17 protein-coding genes are annotated in these 17,755 nt (G+C 66.9%); 8 read left to right on the forward strand and 9 right to left on the reverse strand.

What is annotated here, in order from left to right; translation table 11 throughout:
* The first annotated feature begins 16 nt into the window (after positions 1-16).
* Positions 17-1,036: a patatin-like phospholipase family protein gene (locus EOHIBHHM_RS04875; RefSeq protein WP_497255157.1), complete on the forward strand. Its 1,020-nt coding sequence runs from the start codon at positions 17-19 to the stop codon at positions 1,034-1,036.
* Between the two features lie 6 nt (positions 1,037-1,042).
* Here EOHIBHHM_RS04875 and ilvA read toward each other — a convergent pair whose 3' ends face one another.
* The gene (ilvA, locus tag EOHIBHHM_RS04880) at positions 1,043-2,254 is read right to left on the reverse strand and encodes a threonine ammonia-lyase (protein ID WP_497255159.1); all 1,212 of its coding nucleotides are present in this window, start codon (positions 2,252-2,254) and stop codon (positions 1,043-1,045) included.
* Between the two features lie 239 nt (positions 2,255-2,493).
* Positions 2,494-2,901 (reverse strand): gamma-glutamylcyclotransferase, encoded by a 408-nt coding sequence (locus tag EOHIBHHM_RS04885; RefSeq protein ID WP_497255161.1) that lies wholly within the window; start codon positions 2,899-2,901, stop codon positions 2,494-2,496.
* Positions 2,902-3,104: 203 nt separating this feature from the next.
* On the opposite strand from EOHIBHHM_RS04885, the gene EOHIBHHM_RS04890 reads away from it, so the two are divergent.
* On the forward strand, positions 3,105-4,436 hold the full coding sequence (locus EOHIBHHM_RS04890; RefSeq protein WP_497256914.1) for an MATE family efflux transporter: 1,332 nt from the start codon (positions 3,105-3,107) through the stop codon (positions 4,434-4,436).
* Between the two features lie 57 nt (positions 4,437-4,493).
* Here the strand turns inward: EOHIBHHM_RS04890 and EOHIBHHM_RS04895 are convergent, their stop codons facing one another.
* Complete coding sequence (locus EOHIBHHM_RS04895) at positions 4,494-4,820, reverse strand: hypothetical protein (RefSeq protein ID WP_497255163.1); 327 nt, start codon at positions 4,818-4,820, stop codon at positions 4,494-4,496.
* 119 nt (positions 4,821-4,939) lie between these two features.
* Positions 4,940-6,079: a citrate synthase gene (gene citZ / locus EOHIBHHM_RS04900; RefSeq protein WP_497255165.1), complete on the reverse strand. Its 1,140-nt coding sequence runs from the start codon at positions 6,077-6,079 to the stop codon at positions 4,940-4,942.
* Positions 6,080-6,267: 188 nt separating this feature from the next.
* Between citZ and EOHIBHHM_RS04905 the strand changes: the two genes are divergently transcribed.
* A complete protein-coding gene (locus tag EOHIBHHM_RS04905; RefSeq protein ID WP_497255167.1) occupies positions 6,268-7,476 on the forward strand; it encodes a potassium channel family protein in 1,209 nt (402 codons plus the stop codon).
* Between the two features lie 6 nt (positions 7,477-7,482).
* On the opposite strand, the gene EOHIBHHM_RS04910 is transcribed toward EOHIBHHM_RS04905, so the two are convergent.
* Entirely contained in the window at positions 7,483-7,773 is a 291-nt protein-coding gene (locus EOHIBHHM_RS04910; protein WP_497255169.1) for a DUF7536 family protein, read from the reverse strand.
* A gap of 177 nt (positions 7,774-7,950) precedes the next feature.
* On the opposite strand from EOHIBHHM_RS04910, the gene EOHIBHHM_RS04915 reads away from it, so the two are divergent.
* On the forward strand, positions 7,951-8,469 hold the full coding sequence (locus EOHIBHHM_RS04915) for a monooxygenase family protein (RefSeq protein ID WP_497255171.1): 519 nt from the start codon (positions 7,951-7,953) through the stop codon (positions 8,467-8,469).
* 520 nt (positions 8,470-8,989) lie between these two features.
* Here EOHIBHHM_RS04915 and EOHIBHHM_RS04920 read toward each other — a convergent pair.
* Positions 8,990-10,309, reverse strand: a complete 1,320-nt coding sequence (locus EOHIBHHM_RS04920; RefSeq protein WP_497255173.1) for an MFS transporter — start codon at positions 10,307-10,309, stop codon at positions 8,990-8,992.
* A gap of 179 nt (positions 10,310-10,488) precedes the next feature.
* On the opposite strand from EOHIBHHM_RS04920, the gene EOHIBHHM_RS04925 reads away from it, so the two are divergent.
* On the forward strand, positions 10,489-10,620 hold the full coding sequence (locus EOHIBHHM_RS04925) for a DUF7503 family protein (RefSeq protein WP_280141159.1): 132 nt from the start codon (positions 10,489-10,491) through the stop codon (positions 10,618-10,620).
* Here EOHIBHHM_RS04925 and EOHIBHHM_RS04930 read toward each other — a convergent pair.
* Entirely contained in the window at positions 10,617-12,737 is a 2,121-nt protein-coding gene (locus EOHIBHHM_RS04930) for a caspase family protein (protein WP_497255175.1), read from the reverse strand. The genes EOHIBHHM_RS04925 and EOHIBHHM_RS04930 overlap by 4 nt on opposite strands.
* Before the next feature lie 196 nt (positions 12,738-12,933).
* Between EOHIBHHM_RS04930 and EOHIBHHM_RS04935 the strand changes: the two genes are divergently transcribed.
* The 3 genes from EOHIBHHM_RS04935 (at position 12,934) to EOHIBHHM_RS04945 (ending at position 15,804) form a co-directional block, all read left to right on the forward strand.
* A complete protein-coding gene (locus EOHIBHHM_RS04935) occupies positions 12,934-13,890 on the forward strand; it encodes a succinylglutamate desuccinylase/aspartoacylase family protein (protein WP_497255177.1) in 957 nt (318 codons plus the stop codon).
* Positions 13,891-13,957: 67 nt separating this feature from the next.
* Positions 13,958-14,650: a DNA methyltransferase gene (locus tag EOHIBHHM_RS04940; RefSeq protein WP_497255179.1), complete on the forward strand. Its 693-nt coding sequence runs from the start codon at positions 13,958-13,960 to the stop codon at positions 14,648-14,650.
* Between the two features lie 77 nt (positions 14,651-14,727).
* A complete protein-coding gene (locus tag EOHIBHHM_RS04945) occupies positions 14,728-15,804 on the forward strand; it encodes a pyridoxal-phosphate dependent enzyme (protein WP_497255181.1) in 1,077 nt (358 codons plus the stop codon).
* 154 nt (positions 15,805-15,958) lie between these two features.
* On the opposite strand, the gene EOHIBHHM_RS04950 is transcribed toward EOHIBHHM_RS04945, so the two are convergent.
* Together EOHIBHHM_RS04950 and EOHIBHHM_RS04955 are read right to left on the reverse strand one after the other, a co-directional pair.
* A complete protein-coding gene (locus tag EOHIBHHM_RS04950) occupies positions 15,959-16,180 on the reverse strand; it encodes a DUF7511 domain-containing protein (RefSeq protein ID WP_089822268.1) in 222 nt (73 codons plus the stop codon).
* A 250-nt stretch (positions 16,181-16,430) separates the two neighbouring features.
* Positions 16,431-17,720, reverse strand: a complete 1,290-nt coding sequence (locus tag EOHIBHHM_RS04955; protein ID WP_497255183.1) for a TiaS agmantine-binding domain-containing protein — start codon at positions 17,718-17,720, stop codon at positions 16,431-16,433.
* Positions 17,721-17,755: the final 35 nt, after the last annotated feature.

Consider the following 17,755-nt stretch of genomic DNA (forward strand, 5'->3'; position numbering starts at 1 on the left):
ATCAGGCGACTCCGCAATGAGTGACCGAGATCCGGCGAACGGTGCCGAGGCCGACATCGAGGACGGACGGAACGTCGCGATCGCCTGTCAAGGTGGCGGCAGCCACACCGCGTTCACGGCGGGCGTCCTCCGTGGACTCTTCGACGACTGGGACGACGCGGACCGACTCGTCGGAGTCAGTGGAACCTCCGGCGGCGCGTTCTGCGCGCTCGTTGCGTGGTACAACTTCGTCACCGACGGACCCGAGGCGGCCCGCGAGGCGCTGGGGGAGTTCTGGACCGATCTCTCCGCGCGGTCGCCGGTCGACGCCGCGACCAACGAGTGGCTGGTCTGGGGGGCGCGCGTCCGGAGCAGCGGCGTCGCCCTTCCCACGTTCAGCCCCTACGACGTCCCCGGAACGGCTCTGGGAAAACACCGACTCCGGCAGGTGGTCGAACGACACGTCGACTTCGACGAGTTGGGTTCGCTGTGTACCCGCGACGCCCCGAAGCTGATCGTTGGGACGGTGGACATCAACGGCGGCGAGTTCGAGACGTTCGTCGACGAGGCGGTGACTGTCGACGCCGTACTCGCTTCCGCAGCCGTCCCGACGCTCTTCGAGGCGGTCGAGATACACGGTCACTACCACTGGGACGGAGTGTTCTCGCAGAACCCCCCCGTCAAAGACTTTCTCCAGGGGCCCGTAGAGCAGAAGCCCGACGAGATCTGGATCGTCCAGATCAACCCACAGCGACGCGAGGGCGAACCGCGGTCGCTCGCGGAGATCGCCGACCGACGCAGCGAGTTGGCGGGGAACCTCTCGCTCAACCAGGAGATCGGGTTCATCAACCAGGTCAACGAATGGCTCGAGGCGGGCCACCTCCCGAAGGACGTCTACCGATCCGTCACCGTGCGTCGGCTCGAGCTGGACAAGGATCTCCACTACTCGACACAGCTTGACCGAAGTCCCGCGTTCGTCCGAGAGTTGATGAGCTACGGCGAGTCGCGGGCGGACGCGCTCTTCGAGGAACAGAACGTCGACCGGACGGAGACGTAGCCCACCTCAGACCAGAACGTCGACCTCGTAGCCGTGCTCGCGGAGTCCGTCGAGTAACTCCTCGACGTGGTCCTCTCCGCGGGTTTCGAGGTCCAACTCGACCTCGGCGGCGTTCATCGCGATGTTTCGGGAGGTCCGGTCGTGGCGGATGGCGTAGATGTTCGCCTGGTGGTCGGCGATGACCTCGATGAGTCGCTCCAGTGCTCCCGGTCGGTCCTTGAGGACGGTCTGGACCTTCAGATACCGTCCGGTCTCGACGAGCCCGCGCATGATGACCGTCGTCAGCACGTTCATGTCGATGTTGCCGCCGCAGAGCGCGGGGACGATCACCTCGTCGTCCTCGTAGTCGAACTTGTCGAACAGCAGCGCCGCGAGTGCGACCGCCCCCGCCCCCTCGACCAGCGTCTTGCTCCGCTCGAGCAGGTAGGTGAGCGCCACCGCGATCTCCTCGTCGGAGACGGTGACCACCTCGTCGACGCGTTCCTGGATGACCTCGAACGGTCGCGTGCCGACGTGACGGGTGGCGATGCCGTCGGCGATGGTGTCGACCGAGTCCAGCGCCTGGATCGCGCCCTTCTGTAGCGAGTCGGCGACGCTGGAGGCGCCTTCGGCCTGGACGCCGACGACGCGAGCGTCGGGGACCTGCTCTTTGATCGCCGTCGCGATGCCGGAGATGAGGCCGCCACCGCCGATGGGGACGACCACCGTGTCGAGGTCGGGACAGTCCTCGGCGATCTCGAGACCGATGGTCCCCTGTCCAGCCATGACGGACTCGTCGTCGAACGCGTGGACGTAGACGCGGCCCTCCGCCTCTTCTATCTCGTGGGCTCTGTCCTGTGCCTCGTTGTAGTCTGCGCCAGCGAGGACGACGCGTCCACCGTAGCGTTCGGTCGCCTTCACCTTCGTGATGGGTGCGTGTTCGGGCATGACGATCGTCGAGTCGACGCCCGCACGCGTCGCCGCGAGCGCGACGCCCTGTGCGTGGTTGCCGGCGCTGGCGGTGACGACCCCCGCCGCCTTCTCCTCCTCGGTGAGCGTCGTGATCCGGTTCATCGCGCCACGGATCTTGAACGACCCCGTCCGCTGGAAGTTCTCCAGTTTGAGGTGGACCTCCGCGCCGGTCATGTCGGAGAACGTGTGTGAGTACTCGAGCGGTGTGTGTCGCGCGACTTCGGCGACGCGCCCGCGTGCGTCGAGAACGTCAGAGAGCGAGAGCATACGAGTGACTACTCTACCGGAGTTGTTAATTGTTTATCAGTGATGACGAGCGGCCGAGTCCGCACGACGCCGCCGCTCGGCGGGTCGTCTCGAAGGGGGAATTAGGTGCGCGTGACGCGCAAGCGGACTATCACCCCGAAAGTACATAAACGTCCGCCACCCGCAGTGAAAGTGAAACCGCAAGACGGCGACGAGACGAAACGGGTGTCAGACGCCCGTCGTCCCTCCGTCCGCCGACGTCAGTCGGCGGGTCTGACGGTCACCGCGTTGGTCGCGACGTACCGTTCGACGCGGTCGTCGAACGACCCCCCTCCGGGCCACGACACGGCGTCGGCGACGGCGAGACGGTCGGGGTCGCCGACGTAGACGGCGACCGCGTCGTCGCCGAGCGGTTCGGCCGTCTCGTCCCACGGCACCGACACCCGGACGTAGAGCCCTCGGTCGACTCCTTCGTAAGCGTCGAGAGCCGAGACGTCGTCGGTCCGGAGCACGCGACCCCCGGTCGACCCGCCCGGCGCGAGCGTGGGATAGTTCCCCTCCACGGGGTGTAACCCGTCCAGTACCGCCGCCCCGACGAAGGTGTACGAGTCGACGACCTGCGCGACCTGCGTTGGGTTGGTGAGCGTCCCGTAGACGAAGACGTCCATGGGGTCGCTTCGGCGTACAGGCAGTTGAACGTACGTACCGCGGAATCCGCCCACACCGCCCACACCGCTCACATCGACGGCCACAGATCGGCCACCCCCTCAGATTCCGGTACGGTGAAAGTCGAGGGCTCCGGAGAGAGACTGTGCGCGACGGACGACTCCTCGGCGTCTGGAAACGGATCTTCGGACTCGCGTGGCCGGTGATGGCCGAACAGACCTTCCGGACGCTGATGCGGACGACCGACATCCTCGTCACGGCGACCATCTCGCCGGTGGCGGTCGCCGCGATCGGCCTCGCGGACCTCTACGCGCGGTTCCCGCTCTGGGTCGGCCTCGGCACCGGCGGCGGGGCCATCGCCCTCTCCAGTCAGGACACGGGCAGCGGTGCCGACGCCAACCGCGATCAGGCGATCAGCATCGCCGTCCTCCTCGGCGCGCTGCTCGGCGTCCCCTTCGCCGCCTTCGGCCTCCTGTTCGGCCGCGACGCCATCGCCCTCCTCGGTGCACCCGCCGCCGTCGCCGACGTCGGTGGGCTCTATCTCGGCGTCGTCTTCGCGACGGCTCCGGCCAGACAGGTCGCGCTCGTCGCGGCCCGGTCGCTACAGGGGACGGGCGACACCGAGACGCCGATGTACGTCAACGTCGTCGCCAACCTGCTCAACATCGTCGGCAGCGTCGTGCTCGGTCTCGGACTGCTCGGGACGGCCGGAGTCGAACTGTTCGGCGTCACCGTCACGGGCGTCGTCGGCGTCGGTGTCGCCACCGCGGTCGCGAACGTCGTCACGGCGCTCGCGCTCCTCGCGGCGCTCCGCAGCGAGTGGACCGACGCCTCGCTGGTCCGACCGACCGATCCCGTCGTGGCCAAACAGCTCGTCCTCGTCAGTGCCCCCTCCGTCGCGGAGGGGCTCGCCTCGACGCTCGCGGAGTTCCCGCTCAACAGCATCCTGCTCGGCTTCGGCACCGAGGTGAACGCGGCGTTCCAGATCGGCCGACGCATCTACCAGCAGGTGACGGGACCGCTCTCGCGCGGCTACAACGTCGCGGCGAGCATCGTCGTCGGGCAGGCGCTCGGCGACGGCGACCCGGCGAGTGCACGGTACGACGGATGGGCGACCGTCGGTCTCGGGCTCGCGACCGTCGGCGTGGTCGGTCTGCTGCTCGTCGTCGTCGCCGACCCGTTCGTTCGAGCGTTCACCGAGGATCCCGAGACGGCCCGCTACGCGGTCGACTTCGCCCGCATCTACGGCGTGACGGCGGCGTTCCTCGTGGCCTTCACGGTGCTGCAGGGTGCGCTCCGCGGCGCAAGCGAGACGCGACTCCCCTTCCTCGCACGCACCACCGGCCTGTTCGGGTTCATGGTCGGCTTCACCTACCTCGTCGGCGTCGTCCTCGACTACGGTGTCGTCGGCGCGTACGCCGGGATCGCGCTCTCGTACGTCTGGATGGCCGGCGTCGTCGCCGTGAGTTTCTGGCGGAGCGACTGGGCGACGCGCGCGGCGTCGATGATGGCCGAACGCGGGACCGCGGTCGAGTGACGGCGGCGACGCTCTCCGGGAAACGGTCGGAGGTCAAAAAACGGGGGTGGGGCCGACTCAGTTCGACCAGAGACGGCGCGCGAGGTAGCCGACGGCGATGCCGCCCGCGGCGGCGCCCGCGGCGAACGACTTCATCATGAGACTGCGCCGGCGCGCCTGGTACTCTTCGGGGAAGTACCGCGCCATCGAGTCGAGCATCACGTCGCCGAGGTGGTGGTACTCGTCGGACTCGCGGGCGGTCATCGCCGCGTCGCGCATCATCTCACTGACGCGGCGCGCGTACCGCTCGCTGCCGGGGTATCGTTCGCGGATTCGCTGTGCAGGGATCTCTTTGAGAGCGTTGACGTCGTCGCCACTCGGTCGTCGGAGGCCATACGGTGCCATACCATACTATGGATGGCTGTCAGCAAAAGGTTAGCGTCGGGCTCGACGGGTGAGCCACCGGTCTGGCGAGCGAGGAGCCGACCCGACCGGACGGAGCGACCGGCGACCGGCGAGCGGGGTTACCGCTCGTCGAGCGGGACGAACGTCTGGTCCTCGGGGCCGACGTAGCGGGCGCGCGGACGGATGAGGCGGTTGTCCTCGTACTGTTCGAGGACGTGGGCGATCCAGCCGCCGACGCGCGACATCGCGAAGATGGGCGTGTAGATGTCGATGGGGATGCCCATCTGGTAGTACGTCGACGCGGAGTAGAAGTCGACGTTGGGCGCGAGGCCTTTCTCCTCCATGATGTACTCCTCGATGGCGACGCTCATCTCGTACCACTTCGTGTCGCCTGCGGCCTCGCCGAGCTCCTCGGACTTCTCGCCGAGGATCTTCGCCCGCGGATCTTTGACGTTGTAGACGCGGTGGCCGAAGCCGGGGACGCGGCGACCCTCGTCGAGCGCCTTCACGACCCACTCGGTGGGTTCCATATCGGCGTCGTCGACCTCCTCGAGCATCTTCATCACGTTCTGGTTGGCCCCACCGTGGAGGCCACCAGCGAGCGTGCCGACGGCGCTGGTGATGGCGCTGTGGAGGTCCGACAGCGTCGAAGAGGTCACCATCGCCGAGAACGTCGAGGCGTTCAGCCCGTGGTCGGCGTGGAGGACGAGCGCCATGTCGAACGTCTCGGCGAGCACGTCGTCGGGTTCCTCGTCGTTGAGCATGTAGAGGAAGTTCGCGGCGTGGCTCAGGTCCTCGCGTGGCGTGACCGGGTCGTCACCCTGCCGGATACGCTGGAACGCGGCCAGCGCGGTGGGGATCTTCGCGGTGATGCGACAGCCCTTCCGGACGTTCGCCTCGTGGTCGGTGACGTCGTCGAACCCCGCGTCCTCGTCGTACGCCGAGAGGTTCGAGACGACGGTCCGAAGCGCCGCCATCGGGTTCTCGTCGGTCTCGGCGAGTTCGCGGACCGTCTCGTGGACGCCGTCTTCGAGTTCTCGCTCGGCGGCCATCCGCTCGCGGAACGACTCGAGTTGCTCCCGTGTCGGCAACTCGCCGTGCCAGAGGAGGTAGACGACCTCCTCGTAGCTCGCGTCGCGCGCGAGGTCCTCGATGGGGTAGCCTCGGTAGATGAGCCTGCCGGCGTCGCCATCGATGTAGCTGAGTTCGGATTCGGCGACGAGCACGCCTTCCAGCCCCCGCTTCAGATCGTCTGACATACCCCAATGGTTCCCGACCGTCTCAAAAAAGCGTTATCGTTTGCTCGTTTCGTGCCACCACGACCCACACGAGTCGACGGACGGTCACGGCGACGGCGATGAACACGTCGCCGTCTCCGACTCCTCGTGCCTGCGGAGGCGACGGGAGGCGAGCAACCCTTTTCCGGTCGGGGGGTAAACGGCCGGGTATGGATCCCGGGGACGTCGAGTACGAACCAGTCAGTGTGAAGGCGGTGCTCGCGGAGATGAAAGACACCGCAGAGCTGCTCATCGACCTCTCGTACTCGGCGGTACTCCACGGCAGCGACGACATCGCAGAGGAGGTGCTCGCGCTCGAAGAGCGGATGGACGTCCTCCAACTGCGGGCACGGATGAGCCTGCTCATGGCCGCACGCACGCCGGACGACGCCGAGGCGCTCGCACCCGTGTTGGGGGTCGTCGGCGCGGCCGAGAAGATCTCCGACGCCGCCGGCGACATCGCGAAGATCGTCCTCGAAGACATCGGCCTCCCCGACGCGATGCGCGCAGCGCTCCCCGAGGCGGTCGAGACGGTCGTCCGCAGCGTCGTCATCCCCGACTCCTCCTACGTGGGCCGGACGCTCGCCGACATCAACATGGAGACCGAGACGGGCGTTCGGGTCATCGCCATCCGCCGACAGGGCGACTGGATCACCAACCCCGACCACGAGACGACGCTCGAGGCCGAGGACGTGGTGCTGCTCCGCGGGCTGGACGACGGGCTCAGAACCGTCTCGCGGGAGCTGACGGGCGCACCGTACGAACCGCCGACGGTCCCCGAACCCACCATCGAAGACCTCGAACGCGCGGTCGACTCCATCGTGCTGATGAAGAACATGAGCGAACTCGCCGTCGACCTCGCCTACGGGTCGGTGCTGTTCGACAGCGAGGGCGTCGCAGAGGAGGTGTCGGAGCTCGAAGCCGAGGTCGACGCCCTGGAGTCGCGGTTCGAGGCGTGGACGCTCCGGGCGGCGAGTCGCGTCGACGACCCCATCTCGCTGCGCGGGCTGATGCATCTCGCTGGCGCGACGGAAGTGATCAGCGACGCCGCCCTCGAGATCAGCGAGGGCGTCCTCCGAGGATTAGATACCCACCCCGTCGTCGCCGCCGCCGTCGAGGAGTCCGACGAGATCATCGTCCGGTTCACCGTCGGTCCGGGGAGCCACCTCGCGAACGCGACGCTGGGCGACACGATGGTTCGGACGGAGACGGGGATGCGCGTCATCGCCGTCCGTCGACCGGACGGTGGCGAGTGGGTGGTCTCGCCCGGCCCGACGACGAAGCTCACGCCGGGCGACGTCATCATCGCGAAGGGAACCCGTGCGGCCGCCGAACAGCTGAGCGAACTCGCGGGCGACCCACAGGAGTTCGACGACTGACTACAGTTACAGTTCTCGCGCCAGTCTGTACGCCGAGACGAATGTCAAAAGCGCCGTGACGAGCATCGCACTCGTCGTCGCGAGCACGAAGGCGAGAAAGAGGAACCACCCCTCCGGACCGAGAAACGGATACTCGCGCGTGCCGAGGACGGGGCCGAGAAGTTCGAACACGCGGACGAGGTAGACGGAGACGGCCAACAGAAGTCCCACGGCGACGCCAGCTTTGGCGTTCCGGGGGACGTTTAGTGCCTGCACGAGTCCGCCCGAGGGCGGCCGTTCGGGGGCGTCGTCGCTCACGCGTGTACCTGAGAAGTGGGGGGACAAAGCCTCGTCGTCTCTGTGGTGTGACGAGTGGTCGAAGGGTATCGACTCTCGCGAAAGACGACCCCGGTCGTGGTTGCAGAGGGTACGACCGGACTTCGTCGCCAAAACGTCTGACTGGCTTAATATCTCCGGTCGCGTAGAAACTGCCCGATGGCACCGATATTCAGAGAGCGGATGGCCGCGGAGATGGACGACGGGTTCGTGATCTACATCAACGGGATGCGGCTCAACAAGTTGCGAGCGCTCCCACACTGGTTGTTGGCCAACTGGAAGGTCGCGAAGATGTTCAGAGAGTTGGAGGCAGACCCCGACAGCGGGTTCCTCGGCTACACACCCATCTTCCTCGGACTCCGGAAGGGGGCGGCGATGCAGTATTGGCGGTCACTCGAAGACCTCCAGCGGTTTGCAACCGATTCGAACGGCTCTCACCTCTCGGCTTGGAAGTGGTACAACGAGACCGTCGACCCCGACGGAGGGCTCGGGTTCTGGGCGGAGCTGTACGTCGTAGACGGCGACTCTTTCGAGACGTTCTTCCGGAACGTCCCACCGATCGGAGTTGGGAAGTTCGCGAAGATGGTTCCGATGGACGAACACGAGCGACGACTGGGACTCTCACCCGATGGGAGCACCCGGAGCGCAACTGCTACCGAAGAGTCCGCCGAGAGTTAGACCTGACGCCGTCCCGACGCTGGTGCCGTTTCCCATAGTTCGAGGTGGAAGCCCACGACTTTAGTTGTGGGAGGAACCCGACTATTTCTCGTAACTCACCATCGATAGCACGGCTGGTTTCGCCACCCGAGGAGTTACGTGTCAATAGTTACATATTTGTAGTACACTCCCAGTCAGCCAAATGTGTTGACTGTGGAGGGGCGTCCGTAGGTACGCCCTGAAATCGGGGACAGATGACACAGCGCCTCTCTGGTCGGATTCCCTGACCATGACGCGATGGGAGTCCACCGATAATTAAAGGGTGTGAGGCAGATTCGGACGCAGACCACAGGTCGGAAAACCACGCAGGAAACCCCTCCGTGTGACCGACCTTCTGCCGTGTAGCTCGCCTGTGACGGCGGACGGAGTCGTCCGAGACAGCGTCGCCGTCTCGTGATGACGGAAGACGCGGTGCGTCTTCCGAACCATGTGGGCCGAAACCCCTTGCGGGGGAAAGCACATGACTTCAGTCATGGGTAACTTACGCGTACGCCTCGAACTCCTCGCCGAAGACGAGGAAGTACGCCGTCCCGACTCCACCCACCACGGTCGCCACGCCGAACGCGACTTCCGGCGACGAGGAGTAGAGCCAGCCACCGAGTGCAGCGCTCGGGATGACGACGACGTTCCGCAGGAGGTAGTACGTCCCGACGACTCTTCCGCCCGTATTCTCCCCGGCGGGGCCGACGATGAGCGCCTTGTGTGCCGGCAACCCGGCGAACCGCAGGCCGGAGAACGCAAACAGGAGTGCCAACACGAGCGCGTTCGGCGGCGCGGTGATGAGAAGCAGCGGGAAGACGGCGTAGACGGCGAACCCCAGCGCGACGACCGGTTTGAGTCCCACACGACGCGCCAGCGCCGCGACGGGAGCCATCACGAGCAGCGCGACGGCCATCTCGATCGCGAGGAGCACTCCGAAGTAGGCGTCGGGGTTGACGCGGCCGACGACGGGGAGCGTCGCGCCGACTCCGAGAAACTCGACGACGACGATGACGAAGAAGGCGTACACCATCCCGTTGGCGAACCGGACGAGCGTGTCGCCGACGAGCAGCGGGCGCAACGGGTCGGGCATCTGGCGGACGTCGTCGACGACGGCGCGCAGCCCCGCGAAGGACTTGCCCAGCGAGTCCTCGGCGGCGTCGTAGAGCCAGTGCTGGAGGACGGTCGCGACGAGTCCGAACCCGGCTGCGAGGACGAGCACGTACCGGAAGCCGATCTGGAACTCGTAGGCCGCGAGTAAGCCAGCGGCCAGGAGCGGCCCGAGGAGGAACGCCGTCCGGCGAAACGTCTCCGTACTGGCGAACCCGCTGGCGAGGCGCTCGGGCGGGACGCTCTGCTTGACGATGGCGAACGTCGCCCCGAGCCCGAACGACTTCCACGCCTGCGAAAGCAGGAGACCGAGGAAGATGCCGACCGGCAGGGTGACCGCCTCGATCGCCAGCGGGCCGAACTGGACGCTCGGGAGCGTCAGAAAGCCGAAGGCGGGTGCGAACAGCCAGACGACGAACCCGACCGTCGAGGCCAACCCGAACAGTGTCAGCGCCGTCCGCGACCCGATGCGGTCCGACAGCGCGCCGCCAGGGTAGGGGTAGACGGCGCTGACGAGGTTGCCGAAGCTCCCGTACAGCCCGATGGCGACGCTCCCGGCACCGAGAACGCTCATGTACCGCGGCATGTACCGCCCGGTCATCTGAAAGCCGAGGCTGAACGCGAACATCGCCACGGAGAGCACGAGCACGTCGCCCTGGAGCGCGAAGAACCGCCTGAACGTGGTGAACGCGCCGACGTCCTCGTCGTTCATATCGGACCGTGGAAGGGAGCCGACAAAATCGTACTGGAGAAACGCCAAAGCTGCACGTCAGTGTTCAACGAAGCAGTATTGTGGGCATACTCGTCGATAGGTCAAGAAAAATCCATGATTGAGTTGCCAAATTTCATTAATTAATTTCTTTTCGCATCCTCGGAATTAATCGAGTGTAGATGAACGAAACGATGGCAGCCTACCTGAAGCAGCACCCACGAATGACCGGCGTCCTGTTCACGATGCTCCTGCTGTTGTCGCAGGCGGGGACGGCGTTGGCGAACAACTCTGGTGCAATCAACGGCCCTTAATCGAAGAAACACCGATCCAGTTCGTCGCTCCATCGCAGACAGTCGTCAACGATAACTGGAATTGTCTCTAATTCGAGGAACGAGAATAATTCGTCCACAGAGACATAGAACGTGTCTATTGTATCTCCTGATAGATAGTAGATGGATTCGTCATTGATGTATGGAATGATGATTGAACCAACCCCATAGCTAGGAGATGGATAATAATCGAGTTCGATCTCAATTTCGTCAGGAGTGGCAGTGTCTGAGATACGGCCCAACATAGGTGTTCCACTCTCCGCCTGACACAGCGTCATCCCTCCATCACCCATCGCGATGTACCGATAGCCGACGACCAAGTCGTCTTGCGCGATCGACAGCGCCGACCGAAGCGTGAACCCGCAGTTGAGCAGTCGCGCCAGCGTCCGGCCGAACTCGGTGGCGGCGCGGTTGGGCACCTCCGAGAGCGTGACGACGCCGCCGTAGCTCCCGCGGTCGATGAGCGCCTCGCCCTGCTCGTAAGAACTGCAGGCGTTCAGCAGGAACGACTCGACGGCCACCTCCCCGTCGAGCGTCGTCACGTCGAGGAAGCCGTCGGCACACTGGAGGCCACGTTCGTCGACGTGACCGATGTAGTGGAGGAAGTTCGTCGGCGACCGCAACACCTCCACGAGTCGGTCCCGCGTGAGGTCGTAGCGGACCTCGATGTCGAACTGCAGCAGGTCGCGGAGGCCGTAGAGGTCCGCGACGACGTCCTCCTCGCGCATCTCGTCGTCGTTGCAGACGACGGTGATCTCGATGCTGGTGCGCTCGACGGCGTCGCGGTCGAGTCGTCGCCGGTAGGCGGTCGGCGTCGCCTTGCTCGCGCCGAGCGGGTAGCCGTCGCCCACCCAGGCGTGTTCGACGGTGTCGACCGGGTCCGGTTCGACGATCTCCGTCGACGACGACGACCCGCGAGGCTGCCCCGACGCACCCTCGGCGGCCGTCCCCCCGCGGACGAACTCGCCCGCGGGCAGCGGGTCGTTGCGGAAGAAGTCCGAGACGGCGTCGCGCTCGGCGCTGACCGTCTCGGTGCACGTCGCCGTCGGACACCGTACGAGCGAGAGGTCGTTCGCGACGAACGGCAACATCTCGACGTTGCTCGCTCGCGGCTGGATGTCGGTCGTCAGCGTCCACGTCGGCAGGTACGGTTCGAGGTCGTCGAAGGGGACGTCGAGGTAGGCACCGACCTGCTCGTCGAGCGGGAGCTCGTAGAGCGCGGGGAAGTCGAGCTCGAGCGCGGACTCGACGGTGCGTCGTTCGTGGAGGTCGACGGGGTAGAAGCCCTCGGTGCGCGTCAGGCAGTCGAGGAAGAACACCTGCCGAAGCGTCCGTGCGAGACCGGTCTCGAGACAGTCGTCAACCGTCAGCGAGTGCGACCAGCCGTCGCCCTCGAGACGGGGGTCACAGTCAGGGACGACGTCCGCGCCGAGGTAGTAGGCGAGCGGGGCCGCCGTGAACACCGCTGGCAACTCCGGCGGGAGGACGAGCGTCAACCCGGTGTCGGGCGGGTCGACGGTGGCCGGAACGGCGAACTCTTCGCCCAGTTCGAGGAACGGTGGGTGGCCCCGAAGCGTCGGGAACGACCGCTCGGGCGAGTACGTCTGGAGCGACGACCCCAGCGTGGCGATCGCCTGCATCATCATCTCGGGTTCACCGGTCGTCGTCACCGTCCCCGCCGGACGTTCGTGGAACGACCGTGCACCGACCGCCACGTCGGTAGTCGACCCGAACGAGAGGCGCGTCTCGCCGGCACCGTACGAGACGGTGAGCGACGACTCGACGGCGACGTACAGTTTCATCGGAGCGGTCGTCACCTCGAGGTCGTACCGGTCGTGCGGCAGCGACAGGCCGTCGCGGTTCGACGACTGGGCGACGGTCCGTCCGTCGGGACCGCGGACGACCATCCCGGTGAGCTTCGGCAGTCGGAGCGTCGCCGTCTCGACGGCGACCGCCCCGTCGACGGGGAACCGAAACCGATCCGACGGAGCCTCCCGGGGCGAGACCGGGGCGGGCGTGCGGAGTTCGAACTGGCTGTGTTCGATGTCGTCGACGACGCGGAACGTCGTCGGGCCGGTCGACTCGAACCGGAGCGTCACGACGGACGCCTCCCGACGGACACCGGTCGGCCGTCGCAGCGACGGTCGGGTTCCCCGCTTCGCATTGCACGTTTTGTTCCTGACAGGGTGGAATAAACGTTTCGCGGGAATCGGAGCGGTGTGACTACGGAACCGTCACCCAGCGACGCTCCGACGGACCGAACCCCTAAAGAGTGGTGCGACCCACCATCGGACAATGACCACGCTCGGCACCGCGAGCGCGGCCCCCGGCGAGTTCGACACCGGGCGGCTCGAAGTCGGAGAGACCCGCGACGGCAGTACGGTCGGCCTTCCGGTCGCCGTCATCAACGGCGCACGCGACGGACAGACGCTCTACATGCAGGCTGCGAGCGACGGCGACGAACTCAACGGCGTCGGCGTCATCCAACAGGTCGTCCCGCAACTCGACCCGGCAGAGTTGAGCGGAACGATTCTCGTGGTCGGCATCGTCAACTACCACGCGTTCCAGATCGCTCAACACCGGAACCCGGTCGACGACACGAAGATGAACCGTGCCTACCCGGGCGACGAGAACGGGACGTCGAGCGAGCGCATCGCCGCCGCCACGTTCGACGTCGCCCGTCGGGCCGACCTGATCCTCGACCTCCACCAGGGGTCGACCAGTCGGATGATAAACGAGGTCCGCGTCCGCTGTGGCCGCCGGCACCGGCTGCACCGCGAGTGTCTCGAACTCGCCAAGGCGTTCGGCATCGGCTACGTGCTCGACCAGAAGGGACCCGACGGCCAACTCGCCCGCGCCGGCCCCGACGAGGGTGTCCCCACCATCGACCCCGAACTCGGCGGCTGTGTCGGCTGGGACGACGAGAGCATCCGACTCGGCGTCCGCGGCGTCTTCAACGTTCTCCGCCACTACGACTTCCTCGACGACGACGCCGACCTACAGCGACAGACCCGCGCGAAGAGCTTCGATCAGTACGGGTCGCCCGCCGGCGGCCTCGTGAGCTTCGAGAAGGACCTCGGCACCCGCGTCAGCCCCGGCGACACGCTGTTCGAGGTGACAGACGTCTTCGGCAAGCTGAAGGCCCGCGTCACCGCCGACAACAGCGGCATCTTCTGGCGTTCGCGCCGACTTCCACAGGTCGCGACCGGCGAGTACGTCTGTTCGGTCGGGACGAACGTCGACACGTACTGAGCCGTCGTTCGTCGCCGCGGGTCCCACCACACGAACACTTTTCCGCCGCTCGCCTGTGCAGTCGGCCGTGCAGACGTACCTCACCGTTCCCTACGAGCGACCCGACGCCATCCCGGACGACATCGAAGGCGACGACTGGACGCCGGAGACGCTCGTCGAGCGCGTCGTCGAGACGTACACCGACCCCGGTGAGACGGTGCTCGACCCCTTCGCGGGGTTCGGAACGACCCTCGCCGTCGCCGAACGATTGGACCGGACCCCTTACGGCGTCGAACTCGACGCGGAGCGCGCCGCGTTCGTCCGCGAGCGCGTGAGCCACGACGACCACGTCGTCCACGGTGACGTCTTCGAACTCGACGGGAGCGAGTTCCCTCCTCTCGACCTGTGTCACACCTCCCCGCCCTTCATCGCCTGGGAAGAGGGCGTCGACCCGTTCCGGAGCTACGACGTCGAGAGCCGGACGAACTACGAGCGCTACCTCGACGACGTCGAACGGCTCTTCGGCCGGATCACGGGGTGGATGGCGGCCGACTCGACGCTCGTCGTCGACGTCGCGAACCTGAAGAACGACCAGGGGACGTTCACCCTCGCGTGGGACGTCGGTCGACGGATCACGGAGCGTGTCGACCGGGCCGAGTTCCGCGGCGAGACGGTGGTCGTGTGGGAGCACGAGGAGTCGGACGACCGAACCGACGCGTACGGCCACGGCTACGACCACAGCTACTGTCTCGTCTACGACGTCGCCGGCGGAGCGCGGTGAACGGCGTCGCACACTCATACATCGGCGACGACGCGGGAACCGTCAGCTACTGGTCGCCGCCCTCCGTCCACCCGACCATGCCATCCGCTCTCGTCTGTCCCGACTGCGGGACCGGCTACCCCGACCGCTGGCGCTGTGAGTGCGGCCACCCGCTGGAGTTCGCCGAGACGCCGCTCCCGGACGGCCCCGCACCGGATCCCGCGGCGTTCGACGGCCGACGCGGTCTCTGGTCGTTCGCGGAGTTCCTCCCCGTCGACCGCGAGGTGACGCTCGGCGAGGGGGCGACACCGCTCGTCGACGCTCCCGAGTGGGACGCACAGTTCAAACTGGAGTACGTCTTCCCGACAGGGAGTTTCAAGGACCGCGGCGCGACGACGACGCTGTCGCGAGCGGCCGAGTTGGGCGTCGAGAAAGTCGTCGAAGACTCTTCGGGCAACGCGGGTGCCGCCATCGCCACGTACGCCGCCCGTGCGGACATCGACGCCGACATCTACGTTCCCGCGTCGGTGAAGGCGTCGAAACTCCGGGCCATCGAGCGGGCGGGCGCGACGCCGGTCCGCGTCGAAGGCTCCCGCGAGGACGTCACCGACGCCTGTCTCGACGCCGTCTCGTCGGGCGACGGCTGGTACGCCAGCCACGCGTGGAACCCCGCGTTCTTCGCCGGCACCGCCACCGTCGCCTACGAGATCGCCCGCCAACGCGACTGGCAGGTACCGGACGCCGTCGTGACGCCGCTCGGACACGGGACGCTCTTCCTCGGCGCGTATCGGGGGTTCCGCGCGCTGCTGGAGGCGGGGTGGACCGACCGGATGCCGCGACTGCTCGGCGCACAGGCCAACGGCTACGCGCCGATCGCCGAGGAGCTACACGGGGCGTCGGAGGGGACGAACGACGTCGCCGACGGCATCCAGATCCGCGACCCGGTGCGCCGCGAAGAGATACTGGAGGCGGTCGTCGAGACCGACGGCGACGCCATCGCGCTCGACGCGGACGCCGTCGAGCGGGAACTCGAACGGTTGCACGAACGAGGCTTCTACACCGAACCGACGTGTGCAGTCGCGCCCGCCGCGCTTCGGGCGTATCGAGAACGGGGAGTGCTCGACGCCGACAGCGACGTCGTGGTCCCGCTGACCGGCAGCGGACTGAAAGGCTGAGCGGGAACTGGCGGCGTTGGACACTCGAACGTGCGGAGCGGCGTGGTCACTCGGCAGTTCGGTTTCGAGGGGGAAGAACGCGTGGAGTGCGTCCGGGAGACGCCTCACGCGTGAACGTCGAACGAGGATCGGGGGAAGACAGCGGGCGACGTCGTCAGCGCGTCTCCGCGAGGCTGACGTAGGAACCCTCGTCTGCGGCGATCCACGCGCCGACGATGTCGTCGTCGTCGACCTCTCGTGGATAGAGGGTGCACTGATCGTGGCCGGTCTCGCTCGATTCGATGACGTACTCGACGTCGAAGACGGGCCACCGGTTGAGCCCGGCACGACGCGGTGCGGACGATTCAGCCTCGGTGGAGTTGTCGGGAGTGCTCATGTGATTGCTCCTGTCTGCCCCGGTGGAGACCACCTGGGGGCGCTGCGCTACACTCTCTCCTTCGTCCGAGACCCCCTTTGCTATGGCCCGGTTAAACGAGCCACAGGCTGGCTTATTTCCAGTCTAAGCACACGTTTGTTCCGAGAAACCGACGGTTAGCACGTGGCAAACCGGCGGCGGACGGTGTCTGATCGAGGTGGGCGGCAGTGGGGTCGCACACTTCCGAAACCGGTGGTTTCCGGTCGCCGTCTCACCGCTCTGGGTGGACCTGAGCGTCGAACCCGCCGCGGACGAGCGGCTTTGCGACGTGTCTTCGGGCGCAGGGAGGCACCTCGTACCACCCCGTCTCCAGGTCGCGGGCGAGCGGAACGGTCACCTTTCCGGGTTCGGTCGTCCCACAGTCCCGGCAGCGATACCCCTGGTTCCGCCCCGCGCTCTTCATCGACCGCCCGCAGTCGGGGCAGTCGGGCGTGACGCGTTCGGTTCGGAGCAACCCGCGGACGGCGAACTTCTCGAGTTTGAGCGTCCCGTCCGACAGTTCGCCACAGACCGTCAGTCGGTCGCCGACTCGGAGAGCGCGCACTCGGTCGCGAAACCGCTTCGTCGGTTCGAACGCCACACACGGGAGCGTTCGGCCGTCGTCGCGCTCGCGTTCGAGGTCGAAGAACACGTGGCCGCCCGGTCGCGTCTCCGGCGACGAGACCACCGCGCCGTCGAGTCGGTAGGCCGCGCCGTCTGCGAGGTCGTCGTCCGGGAGGTCTCCGTCTCCCGATCGAAGGTGGGCGTCGGTCCCCTGGTTCGTCCGGAACAGCGCCGTCCGGTCGACGCGTTCGCCGTCGATCCGGGCGGCGACGTCGCGGACGGCCGCGGGGTCGTCGCCGCGGATCCCGTAGAGGATGGGGCCGGGCGCGTGCGGGACGCAGACGGCCCCTCCCTCCTCGCGGTCGACGGTGTCCCAGACGGCGGGATAGCCCGCGTCGGCGGCGGCGAACACCGAGTCGTCGTCGACCTCGCGGGGCGTCCCACAGCGGTCGAACGCCCGGTAGGAGACGTGTTCGTAGGTCCACTCGTCGAAGGCGGCGTGTGCGCCCACCGCCGCGAGCGCGCCGATCCGGCCGCGGCCCTCCTTCCACCCCTCGTGGTGGTAGCCCACCTCGTCGGCGAGGGCGACGGCGTCGGCGATGGCGTGGTGGTCTCGGAGCGCGTCGCGGGCGAACTCGGCGACGCGGTCCGGGACGTCGGCCGGGTCGCCCGGGGCGACGACGAGGCCGGGACTCGTCCGCGGGTCGTCGACGACGGCCAGCGGGTCGAGACGGTCGCGAACGACGGCGGTGGCGGTGGCGACGTCGACGTCGGTGTGGAGCGCGAGCGCGGCGTTGCCCCGTGTCTTGTGCTTCACGGCGGGGTTGAGTCGGACGAGAAGGCGCTCGAAGACGGTGCCACCGGCCGCCTCGATAGCGTCGGCGACGAGCGCCGCGAGGTAGGTCGTACACATCCCCTGTTCGCGGGAGTCGGTGTCGTCGAGGCCGATGACGGTCATCGCAGAGGCGTAATCAGAGGACGGTAAAGCCGTTT

Source organism: Halogranum roseipondis, from assembly GCF_059695585.1.

Excerpts from the sequence above, each read along its gene's own strand:
- EOHIBHHM_RS04875 (WP_497255157.1), top strand. The coding sequence starts at position 17 with ATGAGTGACCGAGATCCGGCGAACGGTGCCGAGGCCGACATCGAGGAC.
- EOHIBHHM_RS04950 (WP_089822268.1), bottom strand. The coding sequence starts at position 16,180 with ATGAGCACTCCCGACAACTCCACCGAGGCTGAATCGTCCGCACCGCGT.
- EOHIBHHM_RS04945 (WP_497255181.1), top strand. The coding sequence starts at position 14,728 with ATGCCATCCGCTCTCGTCTGTCCCGACTGCGGGACCGGCTACCCCGAC.
- EOHIBHHM_RS04905 (WP_497255167.1), top strand. The coding sequence starts at position 6,268 with ATGGATCCCGGGGACGTCGAGTACGAACCAGTCAGTGTGAAGGCGGTG.
- EOHIBHHM_RS04955 (WP_497255183.1), bottom strand. The coding sequence starts at position 17,720 with ATGACCGTCATCGGCCTCGACGACACCGACTCCCGCGAACAGGGGATG.
- citZ (WP_497255165.1), bottom strand. The coding sequence starts at position 6,079 with ATGTCAGACGATCTGAAGCGGGGGCTGGAAGGCGTGCTCGTCGCCGAA.
- EOHIBHHM_RS04885 (WP_497255161.1), bottom strand. The coding sequence starts at position 2,901 with ATGGACGTCTTCGTCTACGGGACGCTCACCAACCCAACGCAGGTCGCG.
- EOHIBHHM_RS04890 (WP_497256914.1), top strand. The coding sequence starts at position 3,105 with ATGGCCGAACAGACCTTCCGGACGCTGATGCGGACGACCGACATCCTC.
- EOHIBHHM_RS04925 (WP_280141159.1), top strand. The coding sequence starts at position 10,489 with ATGAACGAAACGATGGCAGCCTACCTGAAGCAGCACCCACGAATGACC.
- EOHIBHHM_RS04895 (WP_497255163.1), bottom strand. The coding sequence starts at position 4,820 with ATGGCACCGTATGGCCTCCGACGACCGAGTGGCGACGACGTCAACGCT.
- EOHIBHHM_RS04935 (WP_497255177.1), top strand. The coding sequence starts at position 12,934 with ATGACCACGCTCGGCACCGCGAGCGCGGCCCCCGGCGAGTTCGACACC.
- ilvA (WP_497255159.1), bottom strand. The coding sequence starts at position 2,254 with ATGCTCTCGCTCTCTGACGTTCTCGACGCACGCGGGCGCGTCGCCGAA.
- EOHIBHHM_RS04915 (WP_497255171.1), top strand. The coding sequence starts at position 7,951 with ATGGCACCGATATTCAGAGAGCGGATGGCCGCGGAGATGGACGACGGG.
- EOHIBHHM_RS04920 (WP_497255173.1), bottom strand. The coding sequence starts at position 10,309 with ATGAACGACGAGGACGTCGGCGCGTTCACCACGTTCAGGCGGTTCTTC.